The organism is Streptomyces sp. NPDC048644, from assembly GCF_043199105.1.
Taxonomy (GTDB): domain Bacteria; phylum Actinomycetota; class Actinomycetes; order Streptomycetales; family Streptomycetaceae; genus Streptomyces.
The window spans coordinates 134,887-156,211 of sequence record NZ_JBICVO010000010.1 but is presented as its reverse complement, the minus strand read 5'-3'; the positions used below and the strand labels follow the sequence as shown (position 1 = coordinate 156,211).

Annotated in this window: 18 protein-coding genes; 7 read left to right on the top strand and 11 right to left on the bottom strand. The window is 69.9% G+C overall.

Annotated elements, in window-relative coordinates; translation table 11 throughout:
* Positions 1 to 397 precede the first annotated feature (397 nt).
* The 8 genes from ACGFNI_RS23795 to ACGFNI_RS23760 form a co-directional block, all read right to left on the bottom strand.
* Entirely contained in the window at positions 398 to 1,126 is a 729-nt protein-coding gene (locus ACGFNI_RS23795; protein WP_393686639.1) for an ABC transporter permease subunit, read from the bottom strand.
* Positions 1,123 to 2,040: an ABC transporter ATP-binding protein gene (locus ACGFNI_RS23790; RefSeq protein WP_393686638.1), complete on the bottom strand. Its 918-nt coding sequence runs from the start codon at positions 2,038 to 2,040 to the stop codon at positions 1,123 to 1,125. The genes ACGFNI_RS23795 and ACGFNI_RS23790 overlap by 4 nt, the downstream gene beginning before the upstream one ends.
* A 70-nt stretch (positions 2,041 to 2,110) precedes the next feature.
* Positions 2,111 to 3,058 (bottom strand): LLM class flavin-dependent oxidoreductase, encoded by a 948-nt coding sequence (locus tag ACGFNI_RS23785; RefSeq protein WP_393686637.1) that lies wholly within the window; start codon positions 3,056 to 3,058, stop codon positions 2,111 to 2,113.
* Positions 3,059 to 3,069: 11 nt separating this feature from the next.
* The gene (gene lanM, locus ACGFNI_RS23780; protein ID WP_393686636.1) at positions 3,070 to 5,820 is read right to left on the bottom strand and encodes a type 2 lanthipeptide synthetase LanM; all 2,751 of its coding nucleotides are present in this window, start codon (positions 5,818 to 5,820) and stop codon (positions 3,070 to 3,072) included.
* Positions 5,817 to 7,973 (bottom strand): peptidase domain-containing ABC transporter, encoded by a 2,157-nt coding sequence (locus ACGFNI_RS23775; protein ID WP_393686635.1) that lies wholly within the window; start codon positions 7,971 to 7,973, stop codon positions 5,817 to 5,819. The genes lanM and ACGFNI_RS23775 overlap by 4 nt, the downstream gene beginning before the upstream one ends.
* Entirely contained in the window at positions 7,970 to 10,711 is a 2,742-nt protein-coding gene (locus tag ACGFNI_RS23770; protein WP_393686634.1) for a type 2 lanthipeptide synthetase LanM family protein, read from the bottom strand. Before ACGFNI_RS23770 ends, ACGFNI_RS23775 begins: the two co-directional genes overlap by 4 nt.
* A gap of 337 nt (positions 10,712 to 11,048) precedes the next feature.
* Entirely contained in the window at positions 11,049 to 11,210 is a 162-nt protein-coding gene (locus tag ACGFNI_RS23765) for a class II lanthipeptide, LchA2/BrtA2 family (RefSeq protein ID WP_393686633.1), read from the bottom strand.
* 53 nt (positions 11,211 to 11,263) lie between these two features.
* Positions 11,264 to 11,575 carry a plantaricin C family lantibiotic gene (locus tag ACGFNI_RS23760; protein ID WP_393686632.1) on the bottom strand — a complete coding sequence of 104 codons (312 nt, stop codon included), beginning with the start codon at positions 11,573 to 11,575 and terminating at the stop codon, positions 11,264 to 11,266.
* A gap of 209 nt (positions 11,576 to 11,784) precedes the next feature.
* On the opposite strand from ACGFNI_RS23760, the gene ACGFNI_RS23755 reads away from it, so the two are divergent.
* A complete protein-coding gene (locus ACGFNI_RS23755; RefSeq protein ID WP_393686631.1) occupies positions 11,785 to 11,937 on the top strand; it encodes a hypothetical protein in 153 nt (50 codons plus the stop codon).
* Positions 11,938 to 12,068: 131 nt separating this feature from the next.
* On the opposite strand, the gene ACGFNI_RS23750 is transcribed toward ACGFNI_RS23755, so the two are convergent.
* Positions 12,069 to 12,386 (bottom strand): transcriptional regulator, encoded by a 318-nt coding sequence (locus tag ACGFNI_RS23750; protein ID WP_393686630.1) that lies wholly within the window; start codon positions 12,384 to 12,386, stop codon positions 12,069 to 12,071.
* Complete coding sequence (locus tag ACGFNI_RS23745) at positions 12,386 to 12,850, bottom strand: hypothetical protein (protein WP_393686629.1); 465 nt, start codon at positions 12,848 to 12,850, stop codon at positions 12,386 to 12,388. The genes ACGFNI_RS23750 and ACGFNI_RS23745 overlap by 1 nt, the downstream gene beginning before the upstream one ends.
* 113 nt (positions 12,851 to 12,963) lie before the next feature.
* On the opposite strand from ACGFNI_RS23745, the gene ACGFNI_RS23740 reads away from it, so the two are divergent.
* Positions 12,964 to 13,632 (top strand): GPP34 family phosphoprotein, encoded by a 669-nt coding sequence (locus ACGFNI_RS23740; protein WP_393686628.1) that lies wholly within the window; start codon positions 12,964 to 12,966, stop codon positions 13,630 to 13,632.
* Between the two features lie 78 nt (positions 13,633 to 13,710).
* Here ACGFNI_RS23740 and ACGFNI_RS23735 read toward each other — a convergent pair whose 3' ends face one another.
* Complete coding sequence (locus ACGFNI_RS23735; RefSeq protein WP_393686627.1) at positions 13,711 to 15,099, bottom strand: FAD/NAD(P)-binding protein; 1,389 nt, start codon at positions 15,097 to 15,099, stop codon at positions 13,711 to 13,713.
* A gap of 772 nt (positions 15,100 to 15,871) precedes the next feature.
* Here ACGFNI_RS23735 and ACGFNI_RS23730 point away from each other — a divergent pair.
* The 5 genes from ACGFNI_RS23730 (at position 15,872) to ACGFNI_RS23710 (ending at position 21,308) form a co-directional block, all read left to right on the top strand.
* A complete protein-coding gene (locus ACGFNI_RS23730) occupies positions 15,872 to 16,615 on the top strand; it encodes a Crp/Fnr family transcriptional regulator (RefSeq protein ID WP_393686626.1) in 744 nt (247 codons plus the stop codon).
* 169 nt (positions 16,616 to 16,784) lie between these two features.
* Positions 16,785 to 17,600: a hypothetical protein gene (locus tag ACGFNI_RS23725; protein WP_393686625.1), complete on the top strand. Its 816-nt coding sequence runs from the start codon at positions 16,785 to 16,787 to the stop codon at positions 17,598 to 17,600.
* Positions 17,597 to 19,861 (top strand): hypothetical protein, encoded by a 2,265-nt coding sequence (locus tag ACGFNI_RS23720; protein WP_393686624.1) that lies wholly within the window; start codon positions 17,597 to 17,599, stop codon positions 19,859 to 19,861. Before ACGFNI_RS23725 ends, ACGFNI_RS23720 begins: the two co-directional genes overlap by 4 nt.
* Before the next feature lie 89 nt (positions 19,862 to 19,950).
* On the top strand, positions 19,951 to 20,928 hold the full coding sequence (locus tag ACGFNI_RS23715; RefSeq protein ID WP_393686623.1) for a hypothetical protein: 978 nt from the start codon (positions 19,951 to 19,953) through the stop codon (positions 20,926 to 20,928).
* On the top strand, positions 20,925 to 21,308 hold the full coding sequence (locus ACGFNI_RS23710; RefSeq protein ID WP_393686622.1) for a hypothetical protein: 384 nt from the start codon (positions 20,925 to 20,927) through the stop codon (positions 21,306 to 21,308). Before ACGFNI_RS23715 ends, ACGFNI_RS23710 begins: the two co-directional genes overlap by 4 nt.
* Positions 21,309 to 21,325 lie beyond the last annotated feature (17 nt).

The following is a 21,325-nucleotide window of genomic DNA, read 5'->3' as shown; positions in this document are numbered from 1 at the left end:
CCTGCCTTCGTGGCGGTCCTGCCTTCGTGGGACGCGGTGTGCGGGCACGGTGCGGCACCCGGGAGTGCCGACGGCGGTCCCGGTGCGGATCAGCGGTGCGGGAGAGGGGCTACATGGCCTGGCCCGGTGCTGCGTGCGGTGCGGTGGCCTCAGGAGGGGCGCAACTCGCCGATAAACATGGCGTGCTGACCATCAATTTCCCCCCCGGGTTGTCGCCACATAAGTCACAACAGTCACAGCGATCATCGGCTGTCACGCAAATACGTGTCAAGCGTGATCGGTAAGCGTTAATAACCACACATCCGGCCCGCGCGAAAGGTGTCTGCGGTACCAAAAGCCGCAGACACCTTTCCGAAACCCGCCGTTCACGGCAGGACACGGCACCGGACGGGATCTCCTAGGCGTCGCGCCGCGAGAGCGTGACGTATCCGGCCCCTACCGTCACCACGGCCCACGCGGCGAGCACCGCGAGGCCGGTCCCGCCGTTGAGCACCGCGTCCGGCGGGAGGTCCCTGCGGAGGATCAGCGAGCCGGCCATGTCCGGCAGGAACTGGGCGAACGTCCGGGTCGCGGGGATGTTGTTCAAGATCGTCGACAGCATGAAGAACATCGGCACGAGCAGGCCGAGCGTGACCGTGCTGGACCGCAGCACCGTCGCGAGGCCCATGGAGAAGGCCACCAGCAGCGCCGTGTAGAGCGCCGCCCCCGCCATCCGCCCGACGATCCCGGCGTCCGCCGCGACGCCCGAGTCACCCAGCAGCCCCTGGACGAAGAAGAAGCTCACCGCCGCGGTGGCGGCCGACAGCACGACCGTCACGAGCATCAGGGTGGCGAGCTTGCCCGCGTAGTACACGCCCCGCTTCGGCACGGCGAGCAGCGAGCTCTTGATCGTGCCCGACGAGTATTCGTGGGTGATGGCCAGGACACCGAGGATGACCATCAGGATCATCCCGCTCTGGAGGCCGGAGAACCCCAGGGCGACCGGGTCGATGCCGGTGTTCTTCCGGCTGGTGTAGCCCATCAGGCCGCTGATCGCGAGGCAGATGACGACGTAGACCGGCAGCGACCAGATGTGCGTCCGCAGGCTCGTCAGCTTGATCCATTCCGCGCGCATGGCGTGGCTCATCGCGGTCCCTCCAGCGTCGCCCGGTACTCGGTCTGCTGCGAGGTCAGTTGCATGAATGCCTCTTCCAGCGACGCGCTCTGCGCGGCCATCTCGTAGACGGCGATCTGCCGCGCGTGCGCGATCTCGCCGACCTGTTCCACCCCGGCTTCCAGCACTTCGAGCCGCCCGTCGGGAAGGCGCTCGCTGCGGATGCCTTCGGCGGTCAGCGCCGCCCGCAGGGCCTCGGGGTCCGCGACGCGGGTCAGCACGCTGTGCCGGGAGTGCTGGACGATGAAGTCGCTCATGGCGGAGTCGACCAGCAGCCTGCCCTTGGCGATGATCACGAGATGGTCGGCGGTGACCGCCATCTCGTTCATCAAGTGCGAGGAGACCAGGACCGTGCATCCGTCGGACGCGAGCTGCTTCATCAACTCGCGTACCCACACGACGCCTTCGGGGTCGAGGCCGTTGACCGGCTCGTCGAGCACGACGATCTCCGGCTTGCCGAGCAGCGCGGCGGCGATGCCGAGCCGCTGCCCCATGCCCAGGGAGAAGCCCTTGGTCCGCTTGCGGGCCACGCTCGACAGGCCCGTCATGTCGAGCACCTCGTGCACCCGCGAGGCGGGGATGCCGTTGCAGGCGGCGAGAGCGAGCAGGTGGTGGTAGGCGGTGCGGGCGCCGTTGACGCCCTTGGCGTCCAGCAGCGCGCCGACCTTCAGCAGCGGCCTGGAGTGCTGCGCGTAGGGTTTGCCGGCCACCAACGCCCGTCCCGCCGTGGGCCGGTCGAGCCCCAGGATCATGCGCATGGTGGTCGACTTTCCGGCACCGTTGGGCCCCAGGAAGCCGGTCACCTTGCCCGGGGCGACGGTGAACGACAGGTCGTCGACAGCGGTCTTGTCGCCGTAGCGCTTGCTCAGATTCTCGATCTCGATCATGAATACCCATTGACTCGGTTCGTTCGCAGGCGGGCCGTGCGGCACCTCGGGCCCGCCTGCTGTGGGGGGACTACAACACGTGAAGGATCTCTTCGAGGTCCTGGGCGGCGGCGCGGGCGCCCTTCGTGGCCGCGACCCCCATCACGTTGATGACCACTTCGTCGACTCCGGCGTCGGCGAACGCGCGCAGCTGGTCGCGGATGTCCCGCGGGGTGCCGTACAGAAAGCCTCCGGCGTCGAACAGCCGGTCCGCGTCCGCCCGTTCACCGGTCACCTCGATGCCCGCGTGCCGGAGGGTGTCCTGGTAGTGGCCGGCCTGAAGGTGCATGCCGAACGTCGCGAGCGCGGTGTCCCGCATGTCGCGGCCGTCCCGCGCGAGGGCGCACGGCACGATCGCCGTGACCGGCACCGGATCCCGGCCCGCCGCCGCGCTGCCCTTGCGCACCTCGGGTACGAGGACGTCGCGCAGGTAGGACGGCGGGCACAGCCAGGTGATCGCACGGTCCGCGACCTGCCCGGCGAGCGCGGCCATCTTCGGCCGCAGCACCCCGACGCCGACGCGCACCTCCGGGGCGCGGACGGGCACCAGTTGGGCGTGGGTCGAGAAGTACTCCCCTTCCGCCTGCGCGAACTCGCCGCGCAGCAGCGTGCGCACCGTCGTGACGTACTCGCGGGTGGCGGTCAGCGGGCTCCGGTACGGGCTGCCCAGGAGTATCCGCTGGAAGTTCGGCCCGCCGGGACCGTATCCGGCGATGACGTCGCAGCCGGTGGCCAGGGCGGTCGAACGCGCCTCGGTCGCCGCCTGGTACGGGGACCGCAGCGGGGTGAGGTTCACGCCGAAGCCCGCCGGGACGCGGATCCCGATCCCGGCGAGCCAGCTCATCAGGTGGTGGTTGTCGATGACCTGCGTCTGGCCCTGCCAGAGCCGCTCGGCCTGCGTCCAGCGGACCAGGTTGGCGAACGGAACGGCCTGCTCGGGCCGGGTCGCGACGATGGGCAGGGTGATCGAGTAGCGCACGCGGGCCCCTCCTAACCGATCAGCGCGACGGGCGCCCGGTGGCCGGCGTCGGGCGCGGCCAGCATCAGGTCGGTGTCGGCGACACCGGCCCAGCCGAGCATGTAGCCGATGAGCGAAGTGCGGCCCGCCGCCCCCGTGTAGAAGCCGTGCCGGCGCGCACGGTCGATGACCTCGCCCTGGTAGGCGCGGGCCCGGCCGATGAGCGCGCGGTCCCCGGTGGCGCGGGAGGCCACGACGAGCGCCTGGACCACGCCGCTGGTGCCGTGGCAGACCGACAGCTCGACCGGCCCTTCGTCCAGCACCGTCATGGCGTCGGCCAGGGCGGCCAGCCGGCCGTCGGCGAGCCGGTCGAGACGCCCCGCTGACCGGCAGATCTCGACCGCAGCCACCAGCACACCCGCCGCGCCCTTGCACCAGCCGGTGACGGCCGGACGCTGCGCGTCCAGGCGCGCGGACAGCCAGCCGAACGCCTCGTCGGTCAGCCGCGCGTCGCCGAGCACCCGGCCCGCGCGGGCCTTCGCCCAGTACAGCCCCAGCGCGCCGTGGGCCAACTCCATCTCGCCGCCCGCGGGCGCCGGACGCCCCTCGCCGAAGGCCATCTCGACCAGCGCGTCGATGTGCTCGGGCCGGTGCCGGTGGCCCTGCTCGACGCGGGCGAGCACGGCCATCAGCACGCCGGCCGGGCCGTTGGAGACGTCCGCCTCCAGCGCGTCGCCCCGCTGCTCCATGAGGCCGATCAGCCTGTCCGTCCAGTCGTCGTCGACGCCGTGCGGACGGGACAGCAGCACCGATGCCAGGCCGGAGAACACCGAATCCGGCATCTTCTCCAGCACCTCGTGGTACTCGGCCGACAGCGCGGCGAAACCGGCGTCCGCGGCCTGCGCCGGCTCCGCGTGGCGCGGGTTCAGCGAGGCCGCGCGGCGCATCAGGGAGGTGATGCCGCCCATGTCGTGGAAGGCGACGTAGTTGCCCGGCGTGATCGTGGAGACGCCCCGGTCGGGGCCGATGCTGCCGAGCCAGCCGGCCTGCACGCCGTCGGGCCCTTCGGCGGTGACGGCCAGATCGCGGAGCACCTCCGCGATGCCGAAGCCCCAGGCGCCCGGGGCGGCCTGGGCCAGCGTGTCGCCGCCGAAGACACCGTGCGCCGACAGGCCCCGCGGGTCGGTGGCGACGCCGCCCAGGCACTCCTCGATGAGGAACTGGTGGTAGCGCTCGTGCTGCCCCGCGGCGGCGCGCACCCCGCGCCGCGCGTTGTCCAGGGCCGAGAGCTTGAAGAAGCCGGGCAGCCTGCTGCTGCCGCTGGCGAGCGCCGTCGACGAGCCGTGCGTGAAGAAGTACGGGATGTCGCCCGCGTTCAGCGAAGCCGTCTCGGTCCGGCGCAGGTAGGCGATCTGCTCGGGCGCCAGCTGGGTCTTGCGGCTCAGCAGCCCGTGCAGCCGGTCGGCCTCCGCCTGCGAGACGAGGTACTTGGGGTGCGTGGAGGCGTCCAGGTAGCGGCTGTAGACCTCCGTGGAGCGCAGCACGGACCGTACGGGGATGTCCGGGTAGGCCGCCAGCGTCTTGTCCGCCTCCCCGGTGCGCAGGAACGCCAGGGCGTCGCGGTACCCGGCCATCACGTGCGGGAAGTGGTCGGCGATGGACAGCTGGTCGTCGCCGAGCGTCGGCACGTTCATGGTGTGCGAGTAAGTGATGGGATCCCACTCCACCCGGATCGCGTCGCTCTGCTTGTCGGTGACGGTCGGCGCCCGCATCTCCGACTGCTGCTCCCCGATGAGGCCGGCGCCCGACATGATGACGTCGATGACGGAGTCCGGGTTCTCCACCGGCAGCAGCATCGTCGACGACGCCGAGTTCTTCATGTGGTTGATCAGGACGTGCGGCAGCGAGTCGTTCGCCACGCCGCCGTCACCCCGCAGCAGCGTCTCGGTGTCGATCACGCAGGGGTACTCGCCGTGCGCCAGCAGGTTCTCATCGTGCAGATCGGTCGACCCGATGGCGCTCAGCAGGCAGGTCAGCGCGCCGAACCGGTAGAAGTAGCGAGGCACTTGACCGGCGTCGTCCATCGGCGAAGGCGCGGTGAAGCGCTGCCAGCCGTGCGCGCCGACGGTCACCGAATCAGGGACGCAGGTGTCGAGCGGGTGCGTCAGGTGGGCGCCGGCCGCGCGGTAGAGATCGCGCAGGAAGTCGTCCCCGGTGAGCGCGCGGGGCTTGTACACCAGGCGGTGGCCGCCGCTGGTGGTCAGGAAGACCACCCGGCGGTTGCCGTTGTGCGGGTCCGAGCTGGACGGTTCGAGTTCGGTGATCGCCTCGCCCGCCGGGTCGAGCCCGAACGCCTCGCTCAGCGCCAGGGTGTCGTCGCGGTAGGCGTCGAGCACCTCACGGCAGGCCGCCAGGATGTTGCCGGTGACCGTCGTCAGCCGCTGCCTGAGCATCGGGTAGCGGTCCAGCAGCGCGTCCTGCTGCACGGTGTCCCGCAGCGTCGCGGCGAACGCGTCCAGCGCGGTGCTGCTGGTGGCGTCGGGCGCCAGGCCCATGGCCTCGCGGTATTGGTGGAACTCGCCGATCAGCGTGCGGTAGCTGTGGCCCTCGACGGTGCACACCAGGACGTCCCACATCCGGTGCACCACGGTGTCGCGGCTCTCCGGCGCCACCACCTCGTCGAGGACGGGGGCGAGGGCGCGGGCGAAGTCGTCCCTGGGGGCGATGCGCAGGTAGAAGGGGAGGAAGGCGGGGACGGATACGGACGGTTCGGTCTGGCTCATGCTGTCTCGCCTAGGAAGGTGGGGGCGTCGGTTTCCGCGTAGAGGGCCGCGTAGGTCGCCTGGTTGTCCAGCAGCTGCTGGTGGGTGCCGTGCTCGGTCACGCGCCCGTCGTCGAGCACGTAGATGCGGTCCGCGTTCCTGATGGTGGCCAGCCGGTGCGCGATGATCACCTGGGTGGCGCCCGACTCCTCGATGATCTGGGTGACGCGGCGCTCGTTGATCGTGTCCAGGGACGCGGTGGCCTCGTCCATCACGATGATCTTCGGCTTCTGGAGCAGCGTCCTGACGATCGCCAGGCGCTGCCGCTGGCCGCCGGAGAAGTTCGCTCCCAGCTCGGATACCAGTGTCTTCAGGCCCATCGGGAGCGCTTCGACGAAGTCGAGGATGCCCACATCGGAGCAGTACGCGCGGACCGTCTCGGGCGAGATGTCCTGGCCGAGCGTGAGGTTCTCCAGGATCGTGCGGTTGTGCAGGTGCACTTCCTGCGGGATGTACCCGATCTGGCGGCGGATGAAGTTCTTGTCGTAGTCCGCCATCGGCCGGCCGCCGAACTCGACGACGCCGTCGGTCGGTTCGTGCAGACCGCAGACCAGCCGGCCGAGCGTGGACTTGCCCGACCCCGACGCCCCCACCAGCGCCACCCGCGAGCCGGCCGGGATGTGCAGGGACACCCCGTCGATCACCGGAGCGGCGTGCCGCGTGTACCGGAACTGCACATCGTGCAGGGTGATCGAGGCGTCGTCCAGCTGCCGGGTCTGCCCGCCGGCGTCCTCGCTGTCGTGCGCGGTGATGTCGCTGAGCCTGGCCATGTACCGGGACGCCTCGGTGAACTCGGTGAACATCTGGAACACCGAGGTCGTCATGGAGAAGAAGGTGACGGACACCGACTGGATGGCGATGGCCGAGCCCAGCGAGACGATGCCGTGCGAGACGAAGTACAGGCCGGCCAGCAGCAGCACCATGGGGCCGAACATCTGCGTCGTGGTGGCGACACCGGCGATCCAGCCCTGTTGGAGCCGCATCCGCTTCTTCATGGCGTCCAGCGACGAGCCGTAGATCTTGGCCCACTCGTCGGCGAACTGCTGGGCGTAGCCGCCCATTTTGATCGTCGGGATCGACACGATGGCGTCGAGCTGGGTCGACTGGCTCCGGCCCAGCTGGCTGATCTCCGCGTCGGTGACTTCCTTGACGCGGTTGCGGGTGGCCCACAGGTACACGCCGTTCACCGCGAACAGCGCCGTCGCGATCAGCCCGATCCGCCACTCGACGACGAACAGGTAGACGCTGATGCACACCAGGGTGCCGATATCGAGCACGCCCTGCGCGATCCGCGAGGACAGCAGGTCGCGTACGACGTTGACGGTGTTCAGGCGGAACAGCAGCTCACCCGGCTGCCGGGTGTTGAAGAACTTGTACGGCAGCGAAAGCAGCTTGCGGAAGGTGTGGGACATCAGATGCCGCCCCATCACCGCGATCAGCGAGGAGAGGACCGTCACCCGCATCAGCCACAGCAGCAGGTAGCCGCCGGCCGCCGCCACCACCGCGCCGGTGACCACCGACAGATCGCTCAGATCCCGCCAGTCGGCCTGCCGGTCCACGGCCCATTTCGTCAGCGCCGGGATGCCCAGAACCGCGAGATAGCCGCTGAGCGACAGCACGGCGACCAGCGCGATGCGGGCGAAGGACCGCTCGGCGAACAGCGGGACCGTCCGCCAGTCCTTCGTCGCCGGCTGCCGCTGCCGGACGAAATCGGGTCCTGGCTCGGCGGCGATGACGATGTCGCTGAACCCGGCTTCCAGCTCGTCGCGGGTCAGACGGCGCCGTCCGACGGCCGGGTCCATGACCGTAGCGACACGGCCGTCGAACTTCTCCAGGACCAGGAAGTGGTAGTCCTCCCAGTACAGGATGACGGGCGAGGTGAACTGTGCCAGCGCCTCAACGGCCTTGACGCGGAACGCCTTTGTCTGCATGCCGCGCGAGCGCAGGAAGTCGGACAGCTGCTTGGCGCCCAGGCCGTCGCGACCGGCTTCCAGGTCCTGGCGGACGGTGAAGAAGTCCTCGCTGCGCCCCCAGTACCGCATGACCGCGATGCAGCAGCACAGGCCGCACTCGGTCTGTGTGACCTGCGTGACCGTCGGTACGCGCCGGCTCATCCCCGGGCTCCGCCGGTCAGCGACAGCGGCGAGAGCCGGGTGCCGGGCGCGATCCGGTTGAGCAGGTGCAGCAGGACGCCTGAGGTGCCGACCATGATGCTGTTGGTGTGCGCGTACCGGCTGCGGTTGTCCGCGAGCTTGCGCAGGAACACGTCGGGCCGCAGCCAGGTGTCCTCCAGGGCGGCCACCTGCCCGGCCAGCTCGGCGTCGCCGAGGCGCACGGCGGCGCCGGACAGCACGTCGTGGTTGCCGAGATCACCGTGACACCACGTCAGATTACGGCCGAAGCCCTGCTCCGCGGTGTTGGCGAGGGCCTGCCCCAGCCAGCCGCGGGCCCGCTCGTCACCGGTGTGCTCGACGCAGGCAAGCAGCGCCAGGGAGATACCGGCGGCGCCGTGGCACCAGCCGGTGGAGAACCGGTCCGGTGTGGCGATGTTGGAGAACCAGTTGTCCTCCGCGGCGTCGTGGAACGCCGCCAGCCGGTCGAGCAGCAGACCGACGGCCGCGTCGGAGCGCCGCCGCAGGTCCTGATCGACGGTGTGCGGACGCAGCACGCTGAGCGCGTGCAGCACTCCGGCGACGCCGTGGGCGAATCCGGACTGCTCGAACCACGCACCCCGGCCCTCCTCGGCCATCGTGCACAGCATCGCCGTCAGTCCTGGCAGCGCCTGCTGCGCGTGCGGCCCGCCGACGGCGGCGAGCATGGTCGCGGTGCCGGCGATGCCACCGATGACATCGCCGCCGGCCCGCTCGCCGTCGATCCGTTCCACGGCCAGCGGGACGGCGTCCTGCGCGGCCCGGATCCACTCCGGCTCGTCCAGCAGCCGGCCCGCCGTGTCCAGGGCGAACAGGAGACCGGTCAGGCCGGTGTAGGCGCCGGGCCCGGTCTGCTGCACGCTGCGTTCCTCGTAGCGCTGCCCGGCGAGTATGTCGGCGCTGGTGGCGAAGATCTGCCGGGCGGTGTCGCGGTACGTCGCGTCGTCCAGCACCCGCCCGGCGGCGGCCAGCGCCAGCGCAGGACCGGTACGGCCGGTGTACAGGTCGTAGCCGAGCACCCCGCACGGCCAGACCCGCTCCGCCTGCGCGGAGGCCAGCGGACCGATCCAGGTACGCGGAAGGTGCGCGAACTTGTCCGGCAGGCAGCTCGTCACCAGACGGTCGGCGATGTGCCGCGCGACGTCGTGCAGGCTGCCATCGCGGGAGGCCGCGGGGGCGGCCGGTGAGGTGTCGGTTCCGGTGAGGTGGTTGTCGGGGAACCGGGAGCAGAAGGCGGAGTAGAGCAGTGTGAGCTGCTGCTCGATGACGGTTTCGTCCAGCTCGGCGGCCTTCGCCAGGGCCCGCGCGAGCGGGGTTTCGGGCAGCCGCGCTCCGGTGTCGTCGCCGTCGGCGTCGTACAGCACGGTGTCCGTGGCGTCGGCCGCGAAGTAGGGCACGTCCCGTTCGGCCATCTGCTTCAGCTCGGCGACGATGATGCCGCGGTGCGAGGTCTTGGACGTGATCGCGATCCGCTTGAGCAGGCCGAGGCTGGTGGCGGGGGCGGCCATGGCGGCGGCGGACGCGGCCATCCGCAGGCTCTGCGCGTACAGCGCCGTCGGGTTGTGCACGTACCGCACCCGCATGCCGCCGGCCAGCCGGGTCAGGTGCGCGGCCCAGGCGTCAAGACCGCGGGTCAACGCCCGTGCGGTGGCGGCGAATCCGTCGGCCATCTGCTCGGCGAGGTGGTGGATGTCCGCCTCGCCGGCCGTCTGCACCACGGTGCTGCGCTGCCCTGACTCCTCGGCCCGCAGCACCACCTTGATCTTGTCGGTGAAGGGGTTCTCGAAGACCAGCCCCTTGAAGGGGGAGGTCCCCTTGTTCTCACCGCCGAGGAAGCCGAGGTCGACGTGGCCGGAGCCCTCCTCCTTGCCCGCCATGACCAGCGGGAGGATGCCGATCCCGTACAGGGAGCGGGCGATGACGTCGTAGGCGTTGCCGTCCGCTTCCGGACGGGGGCCGACGTGCACCCGGGCGGGGTGCAGCAGGGTCTCCAGGTCGACCGGGACCGGGCCGCGGCGGGTGGCGACGATGTTCTCGAAGTGCATGTCGCGGGCGTCCAGCAGGTGGAAGACCGCGGCGAGTTCCCCGCACCACTTCATGAACTGCGGGGAGATGTCCGAGACGTCCTCGGCCTGGATGTACTCCACGTACCCGTAGCCGCCGCGGTCGAGCGCCCGCGCCGCCGGAAGGCTGGTGCCGGCTTCGCGGTTGACGTGGGCGACGATCTCCTCGTAGGCGGCTTCGCACGAGATGTCGCGGGGCTTGTAGACCAGCCGGGCGCCCGAGGCGAACGTCAGGATGGACACGCTGCGGCCGTGCGCGTGCGCGTCACCGTCGGCCTGGCCGATGGAGGTGACGGCGTCGTCGGGGGCGATGCGGAATGCCTCGGCGATGGCCTGCCGGTCCGCGGTCAGCCGCGCGCAGAGCTCGTCGAAGGCCGCGGCGGAGTTCCGGATGAGGTGGCCGACCGAGGAGCGCAGGAGCGGGAAAGTTTCGCCCAGCCGTTCAGCGGTGAAAGTGGTGACGAAGTCGAGGTAGCGCGCGTTTCCGGTGTCGCCCGTCAGCTGTTCGCTCGCCGAAGCCGCGTTGACCGCGGCGACCAAAGAGCGGGTACAGGTAATACGCAAACGGTTTTCGACACGGGTCAGCAGCTGTAGTGTGATGGCGTCGGTATCGCCGAAGAGCGCGCCGTGTGCGGCCACGAGATCAGGAAGACATACCTGGGTGGCCAATTCACGGATGATGCGCTGGAATGGGTACTCTTCTTTTTCTGATGCCCAGCGCAGAGCCGCCTCGGGCGGAATTCCTTCTCCGGCCCCGGCAGGTGCGGTGAGTATCTCGAGTACGGCGTCGTCGAACGCGGACAACGGCTCGATAGTTTCCCGTCGTTCCGCGTCGTCAAATTCTGGGTAAAGTTTCTGTGAAGAGAGCAATGGTCTTTCACTTTGATGCGCGCGGATACGGTACGCTATTGGCACCATGGGGTGGGGATCATGCACCGATCCCCACCCCATGGCCTACTTGGCCCGCCTCAGTACATCAGCACTTGCTGGTGCACTTGGTGGTCGGGCAGAAAGCGGTGGACACCGCGATCGAAGTGGCGACGCACGCCGGGGTAGTGGTGCCACCCTGCGCGTCTTCCTCGCCGAGCTCGATCAGTTCGAGCTCGTCGTAGGCACCCAGAAAGTCCTGCTTCTCCATGTCTGTTCACCCCCATTCATTGGTAAGCGGCAACTTTGCGCACAGAAGTGGCATCAGTTGCAGTTGGGCTGGCACTCCTTGGTCAGCGTGCACCAGCCACCGTTGTTACCAACGTGGTCGCTGAGCGAGAACGTGTTGGTGGTGCAGGCGCCGTACGCCACACCGTCAAAGTCCTGCTCGGCAATTTCCTCAATAAGGGAAACATCACCTTCGAAAGGCATGCAAAATTCACCCCCCTCCCCGTTAAAATACACACCAAAGGGGGGTTGCGAAAAACTCGTAATCTCCCCGTTGGTGTAACCGTTGCTGGTCAGGCAACGGCTAGAAACGTACCCGACCTGTCTCACAAGCAACAACTTCTTCACGTTGTGAACAGCGTCACACCGGAATCTCGTGTCGACCTCTTGAGGGCTGAGCGACCTGTGGCTAATGGATGGCGGGCGCGGGAATCCGGAACGCGAAGCGCCCCTTGAGGAACACGGAATGTGTGATTCCGGAAGGGAGCTGGAGTAAGTGCGTTCCGGGACGGGAAGGGGCGGTAAACGGAATCCCCACAGTGAAAGGTGAGAGTGCCGTGTTCGGGAAGAAGAACAAGGACCAGGACCGCGCAGCGACTGAGGCGAAGCGTGCCGACAAGGACGCGGGCGGCGACGGTAAGCGCGCTAAGCGGAAGTCCGACAAGTGGTCGGATGCGGAGAAGGTCACCGTCATGACGTCCGGGATCTGACGCGCCGCGCGCAGTGAGCACGCGGCGCCGCCCCGACCGGTGTGAACCGGCCGGAACGGCGCCGCGTCACCCGGGCCCGTCTCCCGCGCCCCGGCGGGGGAGACGGGCCCATCGCGGGTGCGGTACGACGGTCAGCCGTCCGGCCCAACTACCTGCGGTGCGCGGGCAGTTGCCGCGATCCGCTCCAGCGCATCGGCATGCCGCCTGAACTCCTCCCGCCCCTCGGGCGTGAGCCGTACGAGGGCGCGCCGGCCCCCGATGCTCTTGTGCTTGCGGACCTCCAGGTAGCCCTTGGCGGCGAGCGCGGACACCTGCTTGGAGAGCGCGGAGTCGCTGGTGTCCACGGCTTCGCGCATGAAGCCGAACTCCGTCCAGCTCGCCGGGGCCAGCAGCGCGACGATCGCCAGCCGCGCGGGAACGTGCAGGAACTCGTTGAAGCCGTCGTCCATCAGCGCGACCCGGCCTCTTCGCCCTCACCTTGCGCACGCGACACCGCGACCGCCCGCCACCTGCCCGCGACCAGCACACCCGCCACGCACAGCACGGCCGCAGCCACCGCGTGCGGCGCCGGTACGCCGCCGGCGTCCGCGAGGCCCGACAGCAGCCGGAAGAGCGCCACCAGGGCCAGCCCGACCGCCACCGCGAGGAACGCGTCCTTGCCGGTCAGCGGCATCCGGACGGCCGCCCGGCGAAGGTACACCGCCACCGTCCCCGCCAGCAGCACGAGCGAAGGGAAGAGCACCGCGCCGCCCCACGGATTGGGCAGGTCGAAGGAGGCGAACGCGGCGAACACGATCAGCGCTCCGGCGAGGAGGTAGGGCAGGGAGAGCCCGTACCGCAGGTACTCGGCGCGGGACTGCCCGCGGCGGCGCCTGGCGTCGTCCAGTGCGGCCTGCGCGTCGTGAATGGTCATGTGGCCCCCTGTGCCCTCTCCGGTACCCGTGCTTTCCTCACGGGAAAGTACCAGGTTCTTTCCCCACGGGAAAGTACTGTTGCGATGTCGGTCCGTGGCCATACGCTGGGGACATGGAACTGATCTTGGCGGAGGAACTCCTTCTGGTCGGCCGCGATTCCGACGGCAGAAAGCTGCTGAACGGCATCGCGGCGACCCGGGGTGTGGCGGGGGCGCTGCTGATCGAGCTGGCGCTGCGAGGTGAGGTCGGCGTCCGGGACGGACGGCTGACCGCGGACGAGTCCGGTGATGCGGCCGGGAAGGGCATGGCGCACCCGGAACTCGAAGCGCTGGCGGCCCGCATCCGGGCCGACTCGCGTGCGCGCAAGCCCAAGTGGTGGGTGGAGAAGGCCGAGTCGCGCGAGGTGAACGCCCGCCTGCTCGCCGGCCTCGCGAAGCAGGGCGTGCTGGTGGAGGAGACCCACCGCGTACTGGGACTGGTCCCGGTGTCCCACTGGGCCGACCGCGACCCGGAGTTCACCTCCGAGGTGCGCGAGCGGCTCGCCCAGGCGATGGCCGGCGGCCCCGCGGATCCGCGAACGGCCGCGCTGGTGGCGCTCATTGACGCCTGTGGCTTGTCCAAGAAGGTCTTCCACGACGTACCCGCCGCCGACCGCAAGGCCCGCATCAAGGAACTGTCGGAAGGTGAGTGGGCCGCGTCGGCGGTACGGGACGCCATCCGGGCCGTCCACGGCGCGCTGACTGCGGCGGTGGCGGCCAGCGCGGGGGCTTCGAGCAGTTAGGACATGCCTGACGGGACGTCAACGCGCTTGATGGTAAAGCGAGTTGTCGCCCCGCTCGTCGTCACGCCAGGAGCGGAGTCAGCTCCCGGCGACGGCGTGCAGGACCGCGGTGGCGACATGGTGTGCCTGGTGGCGGATTTCCGGGATGGCGGTGCTTTCCAGGAGGGTGCCCCGTCGCAGGACGCCAAGTGTCCACAGAGGTACGGCAGTTGAGCTGCCATCGGAGTGCAGTCGGCCGTCCGTCAGGGTGTCGAGGCCCATGCCGAGGGGGTCCTCGCGGGCCAGGCCGCGGGCGAGCAGGGAGCGGACCAGCGGGTCGTCGTTGTCCCGCACCCGGGACGGCGGTCCGGTGCAGTTGATCACCGCTCCTACGGTGAGGGTCCGGCCGCTGGTCAGCCGGATGCGCAGGCCCTCAGGTACGGGCTGCGCGTCGGCCGGCTCGCCGGGTCCGACCTCCAACGCGCCGGTGCGCAGGGCCTCGTGGAGGGCGGCGGCGGTGTCCGGTGCCATGCGATGGCGGTGCGTTTCCCAGCGGCGCAGGTCCTCCTGGACGAAACGGCGCCGGTCGGCCAGGGAGAGCTGTTGCCACAGGGACGAGGTGAGGGGTCTGAGGCTGTCGACGCCGAACCGCCAGTCTCCGTGCCGGCGGCGGCTCTCGCCGATGTGCCGCAGCGCGGACCGGCGCAGGGCGGCGAGGCCGTCGTGCCCGGAGAGAGCGGGAGGGGCGCAGGGCGGGGCCGTCCGGAGCCCCGCCGGAGGCGCCAGATGGGTGTGGGGCAGGCGCCCGCCGCGGGACACCGCGTGCACGACGCGGCCGTGGCGGGCGACGGTCAGTGCCGTGTCGGCCATGGTCAGGCCCGTTCCGACGATGAGGACGTCCTCGGCGGGCGGGACCGTGGCGAGGGCGCCAGGCCGCCAGGGGTCGGCGATGAAGCGGTCGCCGGAGCGCAGGGCGGGCGGCGCCCATGAGCAGCCGGGCCGGAAGACACCGAGGGCGAGGACGGCCGCGTCGGCGCGGAGTGATCCGTGGGCGCGGAGCCTGAGGGTCACCCCCGACGCGTCGGCCCGTGCGTCCGTCACGCGGTCGTGCAGCCGGTGCAGCCGCGGGAGCGCGGCGCGCCGGTCGGCCTCGTCGAGGACGTCGGAGAGGTAGCGGCCGAAGTGCATGCGGGGGACGAAGTCGTCCGGACCGGCCGGGTGGTGGCCCCGCGCCGCGAGCCAGCGCACGAAGTGCCCGGGGTCCTCGGGGAAGGCGCTCATGCCGCCCGCGGGGACGTTGAGCAGGTGGCGCGGGTCGTCCGTGCCGTAGGCGGGGCCGCGGCCGGCTTCCCCGGCCGGGTCGATCAGCCAGACGCCGAGGGGGACGCGCTCGCGTTCGGCGCGTTGCAGCAGGCGGACCGCGGTGAGCGTGCCCGAGGCGCCGGCTCCGACCACCGCGACGGTGCGGGGTTCTTGGTTGCGCGCCAATTCCCTTGCCTCCCAGTGTGGTTGGCGGTCGTGCCCGGGTGGCCGATGCCGGGGCGCGGCGCGCCTGCGTGAGCACGGACCCGCTGATCAACGCTGCAACGATCGCCCGGCAAGCGGCAATATGACAGGGCACTTCAGGCCAACTGCGGCATAACGGTCTGTTCTTGCCGTTTGGTAACGGCGTCCGGCGCCCGGCACCCGGCGCGTTGCCGCACCGTGGCCGCCGGGCCACCGGACGGCTCCTCACGGCTTCTCGCGAGGGGCGGTGCGAACTCGTCGGCGCCGTCCGCGGTGAGCAGCTCCGCCAGCGCCTGTGCCTCCTCCCGCAACCGCTGATGCAGTGCCTCCGCCGCCGGTGACAGTGGCCGGTCCGACGGGCGGGTGACGCCCACGGCCTGGCTGATGGATTTGAGGGGGTCTTCCGGCCCAGGCGGAGGGCACTTTTCACGTGCAGGAGTCTCTGGGCGCGCCCCACCGTTCGCGTCAGCGCCGATGGTTCGGGGGCGGCCGGTCGTGCCGGGGCACGGTTGCCGGAGTGCGGGGCGCCAGGCGTTCCGGTAGGTGTTGTTCCGTAGGTCCTTTGTGTGAGGTCCCTCGGTGCCGGGAAGCTTTGCTCTTCTTCCTCGACTTGAGCGAAAATCGTCGGGCGCTTGAGGCAACCCACCATGCCGGAGGCGGGCGACAGGCTCTCCCCCTGGGGTGACCCGGATGTCCGTTCGGTGAGCTGGCGGTGTCGCCAAGTGCTGCTGTCGGCACGGGGAAGGACACGGCAATGGAGAGTGCTGCCGATGACGCGGCGTTCGAGGGTGTGAAGATACCGGGGCGGGGCTTCGAGCCCGTTCTGGTCGATGATCGGGTGCCCTATCTCGCCCGTCTCGCGGAGGGGAGCCGTAAGGCTCTGCTGGCATCTGGTGTTGAGCTGCGCTACCCGTCCCGTGCCGTCGTGCTCAGGAAGGGAGAGCCCTCCTCCCACGTTCTGCTGGTCCTCGACGGCTGGCTGAAGGTGACGGCCGACTCACACAACGGTCACGAGGCGCTGCTTGCCTTGCGCGGGCCGGGGGACATCGTGGGGGAGAGCGCCGCCCTGCAGGGTTCGTCCCGTTCCGCTTCTGTGACGGCGTTGGAACCGGTCAAGGCGATGGTCGTCGCGGCAGAACGGTTCACGGTCTTCCTCGATGAGCATCCGATGGCGGCACGTCGGCTGATGGCGGTGATCACCGACCGGATGCGTGCCGGGGACCGCAAGCGGCTGGAACTCGCGGCCTGTGGCGTCAAAGAGCGACTGGCCAGGCTGCTGCTGGAACTTGCGGAGTGGCATGGCGAGCGGGTTCCGGAGGGCATTCTCGTCCGAGTGCCGCTCAGTCAGCAGGAGCTGGCCGGGTCGGTGGGTTCATCGAGAGAGGCGGTCACTCGCGAGTTGCGCGAGTTGCGGGAGCGCGGAGTAGTGACCACGCGCCGACGGTCCTTGATCGTGATGCGGCCCGAGATCCTGCGTCGCATCGGCGGATCTGCGTAATCCGTCACATTGGGCGTGTGGCAACGGTCCTCCTGCGGCGGGCCGTCTTGTTGAACTCTGGTCGAGGCATCCGGCTGATGCCGAACCTGATCGATCGGCCGGCTGCCCGGATGCCCCGCACACCGATGCCGCCCTGAAGGCCGGGCGAGCCAACCCGAGAAGGCGCGCGATGCCAGAACCGAGCAACAAGACCATTCTTCTCATGGACATCGAGGGGTCGGGAGGCCGCCTCGACACCGAACAGGCCGTGATCCGCCGCATGTTGTACGCGGTCCTGCGCGAGACGCTCTCGGCTGCATCGGTCGAACCGACCGAATACCGCAGTGAGGACAGGGGGGACGGGGTCTTCGTCCTCATCGAGCCATCCGTACCCAAACCGTCCTTGATCAGAGCCCTCTTGACGACCACACCGATGAGGCTCATCAGCAACAACCGGCTGGCCGCCGCCGGCGTTCAGGTCCGGCTCCGCATCGTCCTCCACGCCGGGGAGGTGACGACGGACGAGTTCGGGGCGGGCGGCGCCGATCTGATTCATGCCTTCCGGCTGCTGGATGCAGAGGAGTTGCGCGATGCGCTGGATGCCGGTTCCGAGCCCAGCGTCCTGTGCGTATCGGAGGCCGTCTATCACGGCGTGGTCCGTCATGCCCACCACGGAGTCAGGCCCGAGTACTTCCATCCGCTGACCGCAGACAGCAAGGAAGGCGTACTGACGGGGTGGTACCACGACGCCGTGATGCGGGACAGCACACTGGATGAGTGGCCGCCGGTGGACGAGCCCGGTATGGTCCCGCCTGCTCAGGACCGGGCCGAAGGCGAACGCCCGTCGGCGGACCCCGCCCCTGGGCCGGTCCTTCACACACAGAGCGGCAACTTCTTCTTCGGGGCGGCCCGGGTCGATGGAGACGCCGTCGCGGGTGACAAGAACGTCGGCACCCACGCTGCTGAGCGGAACCGGCGTCGGTCCTCTGGAGGTACGGACCGTTGAACCGCCAGGAGCAGGAGCGGGAGCCCGGTCGCGACGAGACGGGGGGCGACGAGGGCAAGGGCCCCGAAGGCAAGGGCACCGAGCGGGAAGGGGAGCAGCCTGGGAAGCAGGCGGCTCCCCCCGCACCGGAGCAGGAAGAGCCGCCGGAGGCGTGGGAGGCCGTTGAGCAGCTCTTCGCTCTCGCGCCGCACCTGCGGGGCGGCCGGGCCAACGTCATGGGTGACACCCGGGTGCGCGGTGACGTCGTGGCCGGCGACAAAAACGTCCGAGTGCACCTGCACAGCGGCGAACCGTCAAGGCTGCGCCGGGTCGGCCCCATTCCTGCCACGGAGCTGGAAAGGACGAAGCTGACCTTCGCGCCGAACCGGTGCTACGACCAACTGTGTGCCGACCTCGCCGCAGAGCGCGTCCTCGTGCTGCGGGGACGCCGGGGCACCGGGCGCCGGACCGCCGCGCTGCGGATGATGCGGCAGGTCGGCAGGGAAGCCGTCGAGGTCGTCGCGTTGGACCCCGGGGCGGAACCCTCCGACTATGCGGGCCATGTGCAGCCGGGGAAGGCGCATCTGGTGGTGGATCCGGCCACCGGCGAGGACGGACCGCTGCGAGACATCCATCTGCACGCCGTACGGCATCGGCTCGGGGACTCGGGCGGGCTGTTCGTCGTCGTCGTGGACCCCGGAACGGTACTGGACGGGGTGGCGGTGAAGGAGTGGGCGCCGCCCAGTCCGGCCGATGTCGTCGCGGCGCACCTGGTCCATCTGCTCCAGCAGTCCGGCCACTCCCGCCCGGAGGCATCCGACGAGGCCGCCCGGCTGTTGCAACTGGAGGTGAGCGACGGGTATGTGCGCTCCGGCCCTTCGCCGCAGGAAGCCGCGGAGTTCGCTCGGCTGCTCACCGAGTACTCCGGCGGGCGCTGCGGGATGGAGCAGTTGACCGGGTACGGGCGTACTTCTGCTGAGGCGCTGGTCGATTCCTGGTTCGGCGACAGCGAGACGGATCTGCGCGACAAGGCGTTCCTGATCTCGCTCGCCGCATTCGACGGATCGCCCTATCCGCTCGTTGCCGATCTCGGCGACCGTCTCTACGGGCGTTTGGATGCTGTCGAGAGACCGGAACGTGCGGCAGGGCACAAGGTTTTCGGCGCGTCCAGGGCGAAGCGGCTGGAACTCGCCAGCGCACGGGAGTACAGCGTCGATTCCGACACTCCGTGGGGCCCGATCCCTGAACAGGCGGTGGCGTTCAAGAACGAGAACACCTGGAGCGCCGCCCTGCGCCACGTCTGGACGAGTCATCCCACGGTCAGGGAGCCCATGCTGGAATGGCTGGATGCGCTGGTGACGGATCAACGGCCACTGGTGCGGCTGCGCGGAGCGGTCTCCGCCGGAGTGCTGGCCAGTTCCGATTTCGGCTACGCGTGCGAGCGGTTCCTCACTCGCTGGGCCTCGTCGCCGACTCTGATGGAACGTCAACTTGCTGCCTGGGCGCTGTATACGGCCGCGGAACACGGGATGGACGCACCGGTCCGGCGGCTGCTGAGCGTCTGGAGCCGGAAGCACGACCTGGGGCAGCGGTGGACGGCGGCCCGCGCCTACGCGCTTCTGGGCGGCACCACGGTCACCACGGCGCTGCGGGACATCGGCCGGATGGCCGCGGTCGGACCGGTGCCCGACGCCACCTTGCAGGCGGCCTTGGAGCAGACGCTCGACGTCCTGCTCCAGGGCCCGGCGGTCACCACGGTCCTGGAACGGCTCGTGCAGTGGCGGGGCGGGGGCGACCGTCTGGGCGCGCTGGCGGCCGGGGGCTTTCTGCGCGGCGCGGCGCGGCGCCGCTACGAGCCGGGCGCCGGTTCGGCCTGGCCCCGGCTGCTCTGGCTGGCGGACCGGGAACCCGACGCCCGACGGCACGTCGTAGCGCTGTGGCGCGGGCTGCTCGGGGACCGCGTCACACGGGACGAGGCGCGGAACGGTGTCATCCTCTGGGTCCGAGCCGCCGATCATGCGTCCGCCAAGGAGGCGGCGGTCAGGTCCGTGTCCGGGGCGAAGCCCGCCGCAGGGGCGTCGCCGGACGTCGAGGCCGTGTCGGATGTCGAGGAGGCGCTGTGCCGACTGTTGCCGGAGCTGGCCGTGACCGCGAACGAGCGGGACCGGCTCGACTACCTGCTGCGTCGGTTCCGCGACCGCAGCGGCACTCCGAGCCCCGCGGCCCAGCGGCTGCGAACCGCCCTTCCCGTCGAGCCCCCGCACGCACTCACAAAATTCTGACGCTACGTCAATTTTGCTTCGCCCCGGACCGAAGAAGACCTGGACCGCCCCACCTCCCAGCAAAGAGAAGACGGAAGCAGGAGAAGCACATGACACCGATCGTCAACGACCCCGTACGCGCGGAACGCCCCCTGCATCGCTTCGAATACGTACGCAACCGACCGCCGGCCTACGCCGAACGCGCCCTCGTCTTCCTCGCTTCCGGCGGCCGGCCGCTGACCTATCTTCCCCATCAGCAGCCCACCCGCGGTGAGTTGGTGAGCAAGAACCTCCGGGCCCTGTACGAGGTGGACATGGGGATACAGCACATGACGTTGGTGCACAGGTTGCCCAGTGAGGGGGATGCCTCGTTCTTCTCGGCGGAGACCGATCTGACCTGGCGGGTCACCAACCCCACGGTGATCGTGGAGAAGCAGGTACGGGACGTGCGCGCCTTGGTCGAACCGCGGCTGCTGGCCCGGATGCGCCGGGCGAGCCGCCGATACTCCATCGAGAGCAGCGCCGAGGCGGAAGACGCGGTGATGGAGGCCCTGGCTTCCGGTCCCCTGGCGGCGGACGAGGGCCTGGAGATCCACTGCCAGGTGCGGCTCAGCCTCGACGAGGAGGCGATGAGCCAGCTCTCCTCGTTGCGCGCCATCGACTACACCAAGATGCGGACACGGAGCGAGCACGAACTCACCCGGCTGCGCACCCGCAATGATCAGGAGGAGATGGAAGCGCGCAGCACCTTCTACAGCACGCTCCTCAGCCAGGGCGAGATGACCCGCTGGGGCGCGCATCTGTCCCAGAACCCGGGCGACATCCCGCTCGCGATCTCCTCCATCCGCGACGACGAGCGGGAGGCGAGCAGCAACCAGATCAGTCTCATCGAGAAGATCCTTGACTCCGGAGTGGTCGAGGACCACATGGTGGAGGAGACCGCACGTGCCGCGCTGGAGGGGTTGAAGGAGCGGCTGCACGATGCCGCCCGGGGCCGGACCCGTAAGCAGCCGATCTACCGGGAACAGCTGGAGCGGGGATCGCACGGACGGGACGCCGATGGGGGCAGGCCGGGGGCAGGCGAGTGACCACGGCCCCGGACGCGCTGGGGGACGTGGTGTCCTTCCTGCTGCTCAGCGGCGTCTTCTACGTGGTGCTGCGATGGGTGACGGCGCCCTTGCTGGTCCACCTGGGGACGGGCGTTGAATACGCGCTGAATGTCGCAGCGGCCGGGCTGTTGTTCCCGGAGTACTGCTGGACCAGAGCGCAGCGACGGGTTTCGGGTCATGCTGCGGCCTTTGCCTACGCGTACGGAGACGCGGTGTGCGCGCTCGCGGGCGCCGGTCACCGGTGCGCCGGCACGCTGCTGACCGCCCTGCATGCCGCGGCCGTGCGGTTGGGGCACCGAGGCTCCCTGTGGTGCGGTGTGCTCGGTGCCGCGGCGATGATGGTCCCCCGCCTGCTGTGACCAGGCGCGATGCGTCC

Coding starts and splice junctions, on each gene's coding strand:
- ACGFNI_RS23795 (WP_393686639.1), bottom strand. CDS start 1,126: ATGAGCCACGCCATGCGCGCGGAATGGATCAAGCTGACGAGCCTGCGG.
- ACGFNI_RS23790 (WP_393686638.1), bottom strand. CDS start 2,040: ATGATCGAGATCGAGAATCTGAGCAAGCGCTACGGCGACAAGACCGCT.
- lanM (WP_393686636.1), bottom strand. CDS start 5,820: ATGAGCCAGACCGAACCGTCCGTATCCGTCCCCGCCTTCCTCCCCTTC.
- ACGFNI_RS23775 (WP_393686635.1), bottom strand. CDS start 7,973: ATGAGCCGGCGCGTACCGACGGTCACGCAGGTCACACAGACCGAGTGC.
- ACGFNI_RS23765 (WP_393686633.1), bottom strand. CDS start 11,210: ATGGAGAAGCAGGACTTTCTGGGTGCCTACGACGAGCTCGAACTGATC.
- ACGFNI_RS23750 (WP_393686630.1), bottom strand. CDS start 12,386: ATGGACGACGGCTTCAACGAGTTCCTGCACGTTCCCGCGCGGCTGGCG.
- ACGFNI_RS23745 (WP_393686629.1), bottom strand. CDS start 12,850: ATGACCATTCACGACGCGCAGGCCGCACTGGACGACGCCAGGCGCCGC.
- ACGFNI_RS23740 (WP_393686628.1), top strand. CDS start 12,964: ATGGAACTGATCTTGGCGGAGGAACTCCTTCTGGTCGGCCGCGATTCC.
- ACGFNI_RS23730 (WP_393686626.1), top strand. CDS start 15,872: ATGGAGAGTGCTGCCGATGACGCGGCGTTCGAGGGTGTGAAGATACCG.
- ACGFNI_RS23725 (WP_393686625.1), top strand. CDS start 16,785: ATGCCAGAACCGAGCAACAAGACCATTCTTCTCATGGACATCGAGGGG.
- ACGFNI_RS23715 (WP_393686623.1), top strand. CDS start 19,951: ATGACACCGATCGTCAACGACCCCGTACGCGCGGAACGCCCCCTGCAT.